At 56.9% G+C, this 11800-nt stretch carries 10 protein-coding genes; 3 read left to right on the top strand and 7 right to left on the bottom strand.

Annotated features, from left to right (window positions below):
• Positions 1 to 130: 130 nt before the first annotated feature.
• The 7 genes from QM685_RS01080 to QM685_RS01050 all read right to left on the bottom strand — a co-directional run bounded on the left by QM685_RS01080 (position 131) and on the right by QM685_RS01050 (position 7302).
• Positions 131 to 910: a hypothetical protein gene (locus tag QM685_RS01080; RefSeq protein WP_415111997.1), complete on the bottom strand. Its 780-nt coding sequence runs from the start codon at positions 908 to 910 to the stop codon at positions 131 to 133.
• 67 nt (positions 911 to 977) lie between these two features.
• Positions 978 to 1481, bottom strand: coding sequence for an HAD domain-containing protein (locus tag QM685_RS01075; protein ID WP_415111996.1), 504 nt, complete (start codon positions 1479 to 1481; stop codon positions 978 to 980).
• A gap of 51 nt (positions 1482 to 1532) precedes the next feature.
• On the bottom strand, positions 1533 to 1880 hold the full coding sequence (locus QM685_RS01070) for a hypothetical protein (protein WP_415111995.1): 348 nt from the start codon (positions 1878 to 1880) through the stop codon (positions 1533 to 1535).
• Between the two features lie 10 nt (positions 1881 to 1890).
• Positions 1891 to 3750, bottom strand: coding sequence for a TniQ family protein (locus QM685_RS01065; protein WP_415111994.1), 1860 nt, complete (start codon positions 3748 to 3750; stop codon positions 1891 to 1893).
• Positions 3747 to 4718 carry a TniB family NTP-binding protein gene (locus QM685_RS01060; protein ID WP_415111993.1) on the bottom strand — a complete coding sequence of 324 codons (972 nt, stop codon included), beginning with the start codon at positions 4716 to 4718 and terminating at the stop codon, positions 3747 to 3749. Before QM685_RS01060 ends, QM685_RS01065 begins: the two co-directional genes overlap by 4 nt.
• A complete protein-coding gene (locus QM685_RS01055) occupies positions 4715 to 6703 on the bottom strand; it encodes a hypothetical protein (protein WP_415111992.1) in 1989 nt (662 codons plus the stop codon). The genes QM685_RS01060 and QM685_RS01055 overlap by 4 nt, the downstream gene beginning before the upstream one ends.
• Positions 6700 to 7302 (bottom strand): hypothetical protein, encoded by a 603-nt coding sequence (locus QM685_RS01050; protein ID WP_415111991.1) that lies wholly within the window; start codon positions 7300 to 7302, stop codon positions 6700 to 6702. The genes QM685_RS01055 and QM685_RS01050 overlap by 4 nt, the downstream gene beginning before the upstream one ends.
• Before the next feature lie 762 nt (positions 7303 to 8064).
• On the opposite strand from QM685_RS01050, the gene QM685_RS01045 reads away from it, so the two are divergent.
• From QM685_RS01045 to QM685_RS01035, 3 genes are read left to right on the top strand one after another with little or no spacing between them, the layout of a single operon-like run.
• Positions 8065 to 9288: an ABC-three component system protein gene (locus QM685_RS01045; protein WP_415111990.1), complete on the top strand. Its 1224-nt coding sequence runs from the start codon at positions 8065 to 8067 to the stop codon at positions 9286 to 9288.
• On the top strand, positions 9285 to 9779 hold the full coding sequence (locus QM685_RS01040) for a three component ABC system middle component (RefSeq protein ID WP_415111989.1): 495 nt from the start codon (positions 9285 to 9287) through the stop codon (positions 9777 to 9779). Before QM685_RS01045 ends, QM685_RS01040 begins: the two co-directional genes overlap by 4 nt.
• 1 nt (position 9780) lies before the next feature.
• Complete coding sequence (locus QM685_RS01035) at positions 9781 to 11766, top strand: DUF3732 domain-containing protein (protein ID WP_415111988.1); 1986 nt, start codon at positions 9781 to 9783, stop codon at positions 11764 to 11766.
• The last annotated feature ends 34 nt before the right edge of the window (positions 11767 to 11800 follow it).

Genomic DNA, 11800 nt, shown 5'->3' with positions numbered 1-11800 from the left:
TCATTTAACACGGATGATGTCCCCCAACACCCAGGATGCAATCGTGCCGACCTCGTCGTAATCCGAGGGCCGTTGTGTCACCCACGCGACATAGCCCCACGAAAAAATCTCCGTTGCCATGTTTCGCCTCCTAGTGCCTCTGCATACCACAAAGACGCAACGCGATTCGATGCACAACGTCGACAATGGTGTCGTCGCCAACGACCGAAATTGCATCGGGTTCTTGACTGGCGTCGCCCGCATGAATCCGCATGCGCGCAATGCCATCGACGATGTCCACATCCAATCGTGCCTCTAAAACGTCATCCGTGCGACCAGCGTCGCCTCGCACCACGAAAACCGTAACCACGTCCGCGTGACGATATGGCCACGGCGGTGCGACGTATTCACCAGCATCCATCGCCTCTACGGCTCGTTTCCACGGGTTGGCTCTCGGGTCTGTTTCACAGACTGCCACGTATATCGGCTCGCTCTTGCCCGGCTCATAGGGGCCCACGTAAATCTTCACTGCAGTTCGCGACCATTGTGCAGCCCAGGCTCGCGCCATTCCGCGCAACGAGTGATAGCTCTTGTCGTCAGCTAACGCATTGAGTGGCGTGATGTCACCCAGGTTGGCCTGCGGGGACGTGAGGTAATCGAGGCGGCACGCTGACGGAGCGGGCACGAGAATGCGACAGACCGCCTGCAATCGTTGCCGGTCGACTGTCGCCTCGGCGAGAACGGCAGGAAAGTATGCGGCTCCATCGACCACCATCGAAAAGACGCTTCCCGCTGCGAGCATCTGTCCAAGCCGCCTTTCGCTCACGCGCAGCCGTGCACGGAACTCACTCCGGGTCAGCAACTCACCGGTTCGCACCATCTCACGACGCGCGCTTTCTGCCTGTCGCCGGATTTCCTCACGAAATGTCACTCTCGCCTCCTGTGCCCAACTCGGTGCCGCCAGTAGCGGCTTCGCCGGAAAGTCGGAAACAACATTTTCAGATATGCGGCGTCTCGCCAAATCGCTCGGCCAGCCGCGACTGGAACAGTTCGACGACAGCCCGGTCACCCAGTCCCGACTCGGTCTGACAGTGGACCAGCCGGTCGTAGTTGCCCTGAAATCCATCACGCCGGTCGTCGGCAGCAAGCCATGACACGAGGTTGTGACGCCGCGCGTAGCGGAGAATCTGGACACCGCGCTGACGTGCCGGCCATAACGCTGAATCCTCGAGCTCCGCTTCGTAAGTAGCGCCGGTCACGCGCTGGCGCAGCCCTGCGAGCGGAAGCGCGTCACGCGCTCGTTCAAGACCAAATCGAAAGCACCAATCGGTTGAGAGAACGATTTCAATTTGCGGATATGGCTCCAGCAGTTCGAGCAAGACCGGTGCGAATTCGAACAATTCAATCGTGCCAGGTGCGCTGCTAACAACGCCACGTGGTGTAAGGTAGGTATCGCCCCGATGCAGCACGCCGTCATAGTCCAAAAAGAGAACTTGTCGCATCTCATGTCCTCATCGCGTCTGTGAGTACGGGGGCCGCAGGATGTTCCGCATTTACCAGCCAAGCAGTTGCTGAACTCGTGCCATGACCCAGCCCTGCTCCTCCGCCGACAAATCCCAGAGGCCGGTCGTCACTTTACGTGCTACCCCTGCGCGTGTGCGTGCGAGATTGAAGTCCCGCGTCCACGAAGGGTTTTCCGATTCTTTGCGTGTGCAGTACGACGCAAGCTGCTGAGCCAAATCGTCACATGCCTTATATCGCTCGAACAGTTCTTCCTCAGTCAGCCCGGCGTAGTACTTGCCGTCAATCAGCCTGATGGCGAGTTTCGGATTTGAACCAGACAACAATGCGCGGGACAATTCACGCGGAAAATCAGCAGGAACTTTCTCGTCGGGGCACACGTTATCCTCACTAGGTCAGTGATTCGCGAACTGGCTTCGCGGATGAAAAGGCACTTTCCGTTCTTGCGCCAATGACCGCGAGTCGTCCGATGTCGGCTATGCGAACCAAACCACCTCGTTTGTAACCGTTCGGCAACAATAACGCCCCGACAATATCGACGCCGGCTAATGTGACTGCCAACGAAGAGGACTTCGTCCCCATCGCCTTAGCGAGGTCGGCAAGCGGGACGTAGGTTTGCCGGAACACCAGCAGCTGTTGAGGCGAGATGACTCGACACGGTTGCCCTCGAAGCATGATTTCATGCGACTGCAGCAAACCAGCGCTTATCCAGTGGGAAACGCTTTCCCATTTCCACCCGGTGGACTTCGCCAGCTGCTGTAGCGACATGCCCGATTCGAGAAGAGGTGTTCCGAAAAACCTGGAGACATCGGCGCGGAGGAAGGCCATGTCGCCCAGATGACGACCGCGAGCGACGGCGACGAGCTCGCCCGCGACTATCGCCTTCATGACTGACTGTATCGCCGACTTATCCCCCATGCGGCGGCTTGATAGTGCGGCCCACGTCAATCGGTCGCCGTCTTCTGACCCGTGTTCGTTCGCCATCCGATTGACGGTCTCAAACAGGTTCGTCAATGACCGCAACTGAATCGGGCCGCCCTTGTAGATGTCGTGCCTCCAGTTCGGGTCGGCGGCGACGACCCCGGCGGCGACCATATGATTGAGAACCGATTGCGACACCTTTGCTGCTTCGCAAGCCCGCTCGTCGCTAACCCATTCACTGCGTCGTTGCTGGATGCGTTCAATCTCCGCCGTCGAAATTTCGTAGACGAGTCCCCTCGTGCCCAAACGGCGGGTCCGGTACGCGCACTCGCCCGCATTCGCGGCCTTGAGCAGCCGGTCGCGACTGACACCGATGGTCTTCGCTGCGTCAGGAAGACGGACATACTCCGTGACTTCGGCAGCGATGTCCTTGGCAATGTCCAGGCCAAGGACGCCATCAAAATTCCTGGCGGCGACCTCGACGACAACCCTGAGAAACGGCTCGAGTGTATTGTCGTCCTCGCAAATCTTTTTCAGGGAGACGTACCACTGACCCAGCAGCGTATTTAGCGTACGCGCCTTCGGATTGCCGACCGCAATGCGCTCGGCGACGTGCTTTTCGAAACCCTTGGGCCAATCGGCCAGCAGACTTTCGAGCGGAGCAAGCAACTCGACGGCTTGCGAAACAGATTTGGGACTTGCCGCGCTGCGACGGGGTGGGGGCGTCGACGGGACGGCACGCAGGCACAGAACCCGAACGAGCGCGCATAATGCGTCGACCTTCCCGTGATGGACCTTTGGAAGAGATTTGCCCGACAGACGCCCATCGCTTGCTATCAGGGTGGAAAGCCAATGTTGGGACGGCGTCGACGCGACGGTTGCGAGGGTGCGCAGGTCGTGCCCGCACGCGCACTGTTCTATGCGCTCACGGTGCGGCGACAGATGGTCGCCACATGCCTGGCAGCGGTCCATGAGAAGCGTCCGGTGGACAGGACACGCGGTGACGTACACGTGTTCCCAGTAGTGCCGGAGGTACACCTCCTCGGCGAGGCACGCCGGACACACGGCGTCCCACTGTGAACGGCGCAGCGCCCGCCAGTTACGGCATTGTTTCTCCTGCCGGCTTGCAAAGCGTGACCACTTTTCTTCGAGTCCCAGCTCTGCAGCGATATTGTCTGGATGCTCGAGAAGCGCGCTACGGCTGCGCGTCACGTTGGCGAGGCCCGCAAGCTCACGCCACCCCCACAACGCATTCCCGGCCGCTAGACGCCTGTAGTAACCGAATCCCGATTCGTCGTCGGACGGGGCGAAAGTGATGACCAGGCTCATCGGATGTCTCCCGATGCGGTGACGACGTGATTGAATGTCATGCCGTTGGTCTCGAGCACGTAAGCGTGGGCGGTGGTGAGTTCAATCGGAGAGACCTCCGACCTCACGAACGCGGGAAAGTCGGGATGACCGGCCGCCTGGATTGCACCGGCTGCAAGGCGGCAGTCTTCCATGGTCAGCGGGCGAGGTGCTTCATACCTCAGCTGGCTCGCGAGTTCCTGCATGAATTTGCTCAACACACCCACCAGACCGCCAGTGAGCAGATAGCACTGGGTTACCAGCAATTTCAGCGGTAGCTCAATCGGCCAGCCATATTCGCCGAACAGGTCGGCGTAGGTGCGCACGCATGACGCAAACGCCTTCTGGTCGGCCGGGCTGCGGAAATCGTATGGCCTGAATTCCCTTCTGGCTGACGCGCGCATACGCAGCTGTTCGTTGCTCTCGAACAGTTTTGCCAGACGAGGCACACCGAATAGCATGATGGTCATGTTCAGAGCGTCCGCGACAAACTTGAACCAGTCTCCCGCCGCTCGCGGGGGAACCTTGGCACCTGGCTCGACCAGGTGACTCGCTTCTTCGAACATCAGTACCCGTGTCCCAGCGTTTCCCAACTGTTTCAGCATGTACGCATCCATCACCCCGGAGGTACGACCCGTTACGGGCATGCCCAGCGCGTCGAGAACGCTGCTGGGCAGCAGCTTGGGTGAGATATTGGTCGCCATGGGCACAACCAGCACCGGTACGTGCCGCCTGCCGTCGAGTTTCGACTCTGGATAGGCCCGCGACAGCGCATTGATGAGCATCGTTTTGCCCACACGCGAGGGGCCGACAATCCACTCGATACGTGACGCGAAGCCGTCTCTGGCGTCGTCGACGTGGCGCGTGAGGGGGTCGAGCTGCTCCCTGAATGCCGGGTGCTGCAGTTCGCAGCCTTCGATACTTTTCCGCAGTTTCTGAGCCTGATTCACTTCTGTTTTTCTCCACTCATTCGGTTCAGCACTGCCAGCGAAGGAACATCATCAAACGACACCGGCTCTGGTCCAGTGTGGTTCGCACTGGACGTGTCGCTCCTCGGCGGGAGTGGGTTGTCTGCGGCGCGACGGATGGCCGCCGAGTCCTTGGCGCGGTTCGACGTCGCCCGATTCCTTTCGGCTTTGCCGTGCTTCTTCGAAGTCGGTTTCGCGGTCGATTCGATGGACCGCGCGTGCACATCGCGACGAAATGCTGTTTTCTCGGGTGATTCGATGTCCGCCGGCTTCGCTTCCTTGAGGAGCTCCTTCACACGAGTGAAGGAGTACGCAGGTGACGTCGCTTTGACAAACTCCTCCGTCAGCGCGACAAGCGGCCGGTCCGGTCCGTCGTCAACGTATATCTGCCTGTAGTCGTCCGGGTTCACGTACACGTCAAGTGGTACTTCGCCGTATCCTTTCAGCAGGTAGTCCAGGTTGTCACCCTTGTAGTTGAAGCCCTTGTAGGAGATACCCGTTTTTCGGCTTAAGGTCTTGACGTCATGCTCGTAAAGCGTCATCAGCCATTCCGACCTTGGCGGAGGCAACGGCATGGCGAAAAGGTGTTCCTGTGTCAAACTCTTCCAGCGCATCGCTGGCGTACTACCCAGCCTCGTCATATCGCGGAAGTCGCTGCGGATGTGGCGTTTAAGTTCGGTATTTGCCCAGTCCTCGTAATACCAGCGCACAATCCAGCGTTCCAGTTCCTCTTCTGACATTAATTTGTCACCCAATGCCACCGGGTCACGCTGACCATCTTTGCCGTTGACTCGCGTACAGCCCGGCAGTGTCTGCAGCGCATCCTTGAGCGAGCGGTTCAGCCGTTCAATGAAGGGTTTTCCGTGCGCATGACGCGATTTGCAATGCATGGGGTCCATGTCGAGACGGGTCAACCTCTCCATCCGTCGCCCCTTCGTCTCCGGGCCGTTGTCGAATATGAGCAGGTGCGGCGTTCCGAAGACATCAAGGACGTAAGTCAGACCGAGCTTCGCAAGCTTGGCCTTCTTCGAAAACAGGATGCATTCGACGCACTGCAGTCCATCAGACTCGGTCGGGGCACCAATGACCAGGCACCAGCCCACCACTAGGCCGGTGCAGCAGTCGATGGCGTGAACCAGGTACACATTGCTCGTCACGCCGTGGCGCGTCTTGACAACAAAAGGCAGGTGCACCGCGTCCTGCTCGACCCGCTCAAAGGGCAACGCGACGACGATGCGGTTTTTTGCGATGGACTTTGCGGCTGCAACGTCCTTCGGGTCCATCCGGTCGATTTCAGGGTCGACACTGAGCTTGCTGAGAATCGTTTTGCTGACAAATTGGGAACTGATGCTCTTGGCCGGAGCGAGCCATCCCGACTCCCGGGCTCGGTCGTTTATGTACCGGGTAAGGTCGAGCAGGGTCCATCTGGAATTCGGATTGAGAAACAGGGAATCCGCCGCATCGCAAATAAGGTTGACGACTTGCTGGTCATACCGCTCCGTGCGATTACCTTTGTTGCCGTCTCCTCGCAGCAATGGCAAGCCGTTGCGCCTTGCCTTGCCATATCTATAGAGAGTCGCTCGGGACGGAAATGCGTCGGTACGGTCCGGCTCGGAATTGTGTTCTTCCCTAGCAATCTCGTACGCCCTTCGAAAACTGACCCCATACTTCTTCTCAATCTGCTCGACTTCGCGCAAACACGCCTGCGCCAGCTGCAACTCTTCGTCGAGCTCGGGGTCGTTCTGCGCCGCCGCGCTGACCAGCGGTGCGCCTCGGCGGACCAGCACCAGACGGCCGTCGACAATGGCGTCAGCGATTTCTGACAGGGCCTTGTACGTCTCCTGGTGCGATTCCCTGTCGAATACCTTTACGTAGCCGTCGCGCGGTGTCGGGTCAATCACTTGCCATCGCGCGGTTCCCTGACCCTGCTCGCGCAATTCGTCGTTATGTAGCAGCGAGCGCTTCACAGCGTGACCCGCTCGAGCAGTTCAAGATGACTGAGGTCACCCAAGGCCGGTGCCAGAACCATCCCTCCCTGAATGGCATAGGCCGACACGTCGGCGCTGACTGCGCCACTGACCAGCAGCGCCGGTACGAGATTCGGGGATAGGTCGAGCTCTGCACACAGCTCGCGCAGTGTGATGTGTCGCCCGGCACAGACAGCGTCGATTCTTTGAACCAAATCCGGAGACGGCCAAAGGTCGCTGCGCGAGGCGGCCTTCTTGAGCAGCGGGAGATTACTGCGTAGCGGATGCGGGCTAGCCGGCATCATCGTCAAGGAAAACAGATAGCCAGCCGATTCCAGAATCTGCTCGGCCCGCTTTAGGACGGATTTGTAGTCATCGTCGCCGTCGTGGCCTTCCCTCTTTACTTCGATGGCGCTGCGAGGCGCGCTGTGCCTGTCGACCGCGAAATCTGGTGTGTAAAACTTCGGACCCAGCCGGTCCTTGTGCCTGAGCCGCGCCTCGGCAACCGCCTCCGGCGTCTGCAACAGAAGTCGGTCAATCAGGTCGACCTTGAACGGCTGCGGTTTGAATGCCCGGACTCTGGGGTCCAGGGTGAGCATGTGAGCAACCAGGCGCTCCTCGTCGGACTCGACGAGCTCGCCAGTCGACTTCGCGCTGTATGTGCGGAAAAGCGACTTTCCAAACGTGGGGGCGACACGCCGGATACCGGTGTCTACGCTCGCCAAGCGTTGCCCTCGCGAGCCGTAAGAGGCTTTGATGGATTGGGAGCGCCTCATTGTAGGCACCCCGTGCGTCCCCTCGACGAGTCCGTCGGCGAACGATGATATGCACAGCTTCCGCAACCTCTAGACATACGCATCCCCGTCTGCTACGCAGACATTTAAGGACGCTTCGAGGTGGAGGTTGTCGACGCGTGGTTTGTGACCGTTTGGTCACCGGCCTCAGTCAGCCGTTCAATCAGAAGGTGAGGTTCCTACATGTTCGCACTTTACCATCGGACCTAATCGCCCGTTCCACGGTGGGGGTGCGTCGCCCTTCTCACCTCGACCATCTGTATTTGGTCAGGGCGGATGCTACACGCCGCTATGGCTTTTTGACAAGAACGCAATCGACGCCGTGTTGCGCAATCGACACTTACCCCAGTCGGGAGCAACAAGCCTAGGTTGAGAGACGTCAAGGTTGCGTTAATACGTGAGCGGGTCTCTGTCTCACCATCCGCGTTGCCACGATATTCAACCAGCATCGGCACTTGGTTCACAGGAATATGTATAAAAAAACAGTATTTTTCTCGTACGCACTTTGAGCGACACTTGCTTAGAGAGGCATCAACCGACAAATATTTGAAAGACCATCGGGGTTTTATGGTAACCACCGAAGCCAGCGCAAAGAGCGCCGGCTACACGTATCAATTCCAGCGAGCGCTCTTTCGTATTTTTTCAAGCGTGCATCGGAAGTCCGTTATCGGCATAGAGACGGATGACGACGTTGTGGAATTACACCTCCAAGATGATGACACCGTTCATGCGATTTTTGAGCAAGACAAGCATTCGGTGAAACAGAGCGGGCAGCCCTTCCAGGATAGCCATAAAAACCTTTGGCACACTGTACACGTGTGGCTTTATTGCCTTCAGGATACCTGTGCGAAGTATGGTGACATCAAGTACTGCCTTGTGACGAACAAGCTTGTCTCTGAGCATGCGCTAGCTCGCAAGCTGGGCGACGCCAAGTCGTCCGAGCAAATAAAGGCGTGCATCGAAGTAATACGGAAAAAGGCATCCGAAGCTTCCAAAGAAGACTCATCAGAAATCGTCGCCGTTTCTTCATTTTCAGACGAGGATTTGGCCTTTGTCATTGAACGCATTGAGCTTCTCGATGGAGACGGCACGGTCGGCGGAATTTCCCTGAAAGACGCCACAATACAGCTGTTCCACCTGCCCGACGACTTGGACGGAATGCAGCAGGACATCTATCGCGGGATGCTTGGTCATCTCGTCGACCTATGTCAGGAAGCGTGGCTACGTCGCGAACCCGCTTGGCTGACGAAAAATTCGTTCGCGGCTCGTCTTCAGTCGGAAATCAGCGCCCATCGGATGGACCGGTATCTTGAGCGCAGTCTTCATTCGACTCGCTGGCGCGAGTTCCAACGAGAAAATACCACTCAATTAATGTTCGTCGCGCAACTCAAACATCTTGGCATGCCCGACGATTATTGTGACCGTGCCCTCAGCCATTACTTTGGCTTCTATGCTGAACGGGTTCGGCTGTTGAAAGCAGGTGAAGTCTTACCCCAAGCGTGGGCGTCGCGCGACGCGGAGTTGCATCAGCGCTGGGAAGGTATTCGGGATGGTGTCCGTCTTATGCCGGATGAGAAAGAGTCCGCTGACGATATTGCCGTCGCAAAGTCCATACTCCGAGCGACCCTCGACGCGAACCACCGGGCGAAGCTCGATGGACGTGACACAAGTCAGCCGTACTTCACGTGGGGAAACTATCACGAGCTGGCGAACAAGCCTACCGACGACTACTTCGTTTTCTGGCACGACACGTACGCGTCAAAGTCGCAACAGTCTGACGAAGATAAATGACAAAGTCATACGTTGACTCGAACCTAATTCAGAACAGTGCCCTCGCGTGCTTTCTATTGACGACATTCGTCCAACGATATCAGGAACTTACCGCAGCGACAGAAGAACCCGACTTCTTAAAATTACTACTTGTGCTCCCGGTTCTTTGGCATGCACAAAGCTGTGACGCGATAAAACGTAGACAGGCGGGTACCCCGCTACACGCGGTTCTCGCGGAGGTCCCTTTGATAAGAAGCGACTTTGTAGAGCGTATAAAGGCGTTCACAGCTGTGACCGGCCGAGGCTTGAACCTCGCATGCTCTACGGGGTTACTTCGTATGCGCAGCGAAACTGACGCCGCGACTAGATTCTCGGTGGGGTTTTCACGTTGGCCGAATGGAAGTCGCCCTTCGAACGCACCGCCCGAAATGCGACAGGCCATTGAACGCCTTGCGGTCTGGTACTCGTCCGAGTCAACAGCTCGGTTGTACAACCGCTTTTTGGGTGATTGACATGCAGTTTTATATAGAACAGCTACTCTTGTGGCCGGCGAATTCGAAAAACTCTGTTCACTCTCTGCCGTTCGAGCTCGGACGAGTCAATATCGTCCATGGGCGCAGCGGCACCGGCAAATCGTCGATTATTTCCATCATCGACTATTGTCTTGGAGCGAGCCGCTGCGCCATCCCTGTGGGCGTGATTCGTGATAGCGTGTCGTGGTTCGGCCTGCAGGTAAACATTAAGGGCAATTCCTTCGTAATCGCACGGAAGACCCCCGGAAACCGACAGACAAGCAACGAATTCTATTTCATGCCACTTGACGGGTTGATTCCGCAGCAGCCGGAGACAACTCATAACGACGTCAAGTTCAAGGAGCAGTTTAATAACCTCGTTCGGCTAACAAACCTCGCAATTGGCGACGGAGAACGACCCCGACAATACGATGGAAGGCCCTCCTACCGGGACATCGTAGCATTCAACTTTTTGCCTCAGCACATTGTAGCGAATCCCAATACGCTGTTCTTTAAGGCAGACTCGTACGACCACAGGGAGAAACTGAAAAAAGTATTGCCTTTTGCGTTCGGCATCATTGACGGCACGTATCTTGTCAAAGAGCGTGAGCGAAATCAGCTGCAGCGGCAGCTCGATGAGTTGATGAAACAGCAGGAACTGAGAAGGAGGGCGATGTCTTCGTGGACGGCCGAAGTAGACAGGATATGGCTACGCGCAGTCGAACTTGGCATGGTCGAGGCGATTGAGGACTCTTCAGTGGACCAAAAGCTCGCTAGTTTGCGGCTACTCAATGCTACCTACCTTGAAGGTAACCTCGACTTAGCCCTTAAGGCCCCCGACTACACGTATACGAACAACAAGTACAAGGAATTGCAGGATGCCGAAGAGGTGGCACAACGTGAAGTTGATGTCTTGCGCAAACAGATTCGCGGCTTCGAGCGACTTTCACAACGCGCCCTGCAATTTTCGGATGCCGTTACGACGGAGCGTGACCGCATCATCAATCTCGACTGGCTGAAGAAAAGTCTGAGGCAGGAGGTCCGATGCGTGGTTTGCGGTAGCGAGACCAATCAGCATCACAAAGCTGTGGACCATCTCGAAGCAGAAATGCGACGAATCGGTGCCCTTTCCGAGGCTCTGTTCGAGAACCCTATCGTTGACAAGGAAATTGACTCGGCAAAGACCGCGCTAGTCGAAGCGCAACGAAAGCTTCATTCCGTGCGAGCGGACCGTCTGAGCCTCGAAAAGGTAGACCGCGCCGCTAAGGATTCGCTGAGCCGAGTTTTTGTAATGATGGGGCGGCTCCAGGCGCTTCTAATGAATTTCGCGTCGCTTCGCGATACCGATGAGCTATCTCTTCAAATTGCAGAGGTCGCAAAACAGATTGAGGAAATCGCAAAATACCTATCTAAGGTCGACTCCGAACGTAGAGAAGCGCTTGTCGACGACGCGCTGACAGAGCTAATCAGCAAATACTCAAATGCGCTGGGTTTGGAACAGCGTGGCAAGGTAAAACTGGACAGGCAGGAACTCACCCTCAGTTTCAGTAAAGTTGAGGACGGGAAAAAAGAGTACCTATGGGAGGTCGGCAGTGGAGAGAACTGGATGGGTTATCACATCGCAACATTTCTTGCCATCCACGAGTACGTATCTCATCCCTCCCGCGAGTATCTCCCTATATTCAACTTTTTAGTTATAGACCAGCCGAGTCAGGTTTATTTTCCTAGCGCGGCTACAGGAGCGAATCAACTCGATGCCGACAGGGCGGGATTGACCGAATTGCGTCGGAGTCGCGATGCGGACTTCGTTGCCACGAAACGAATTTTCGAGATTCTGTCCGAGGGCTTGCGTGCGACCGGGCACAAGTGCCAAATCATTGTGCTGGAACATGCCGACGACACCATTTGGGGAGCAGTACCTGATACGGTCGAAGTCGCCAACTGGAAGGCTCGTGACACAGGTTTAATTCCGAAGTCGTGGAAGTAGTCTTCAGGAACGTCTTCGACGGCGGCTACTGCCC

Origin of the sequence: Paraburkholderia sp. (assembly GCF_047605525.1) — a bacterium.
Classification (GTDB): Bacteria; Pseudomonadota; Gammaproteobacteria; order Burkholderiales; family Burkholderiaceae; genus Paraburkholderia.
The sequence above is the reverse complement of the archived record's forward strand: the minus strand, read 5'-3'. Positions and strand labels throughout refer to the sequence as shown.

What these genes read in the sequence shown, in the direction of transcription:
- QM685_RS01075 (WP_415111996.1), bottom strand. Translation starts at nt 1,481, where the DNA reads ATGCGACAAGTTCTCTTTTTGGACTATGACGGCGTGCTGCATCGGGGC.
- QM685_RS01065 (WP_415111994.1), bottom strand. Translation starts at nt 3,750, where the DNA reads ATGAGCCTGGTCATCACTTTCGCCCCGTCCGACGACGAATCGGGATTC.
- QM685_RS01050 (WP_415111991.1), bottom strand. Translation starts at nt 7,302, where the DNA reads ATGCTCACCCTGGACCCCAGAGTCCGGGCATTCAAACCGCAGCCGTTC.
- QM685_RS01045 (WP_415111990.1), top strand. Translation starts at nt 8,065, where the DNA reads ATGGTAACCACCGAAGCCAGCGCAAAGAGCGCCGGCTACACGTATCAA.
- QM685_RS01040 (WP_415111989.1), top strand. Translation starts at nt 9,285, where the DNA reads ATGACAAAGTCATACGTTGACTCGAACCTAATTCAGAACAGTGCCCTC.
- QM685_RS01035 (WP_415111988.1), top strand. Translation starts at nt 9,781, where the DNA reads ATGCAGTTTTATATAGAACAGCTACTCTTGTGGCCGGCGAATTCGAAA.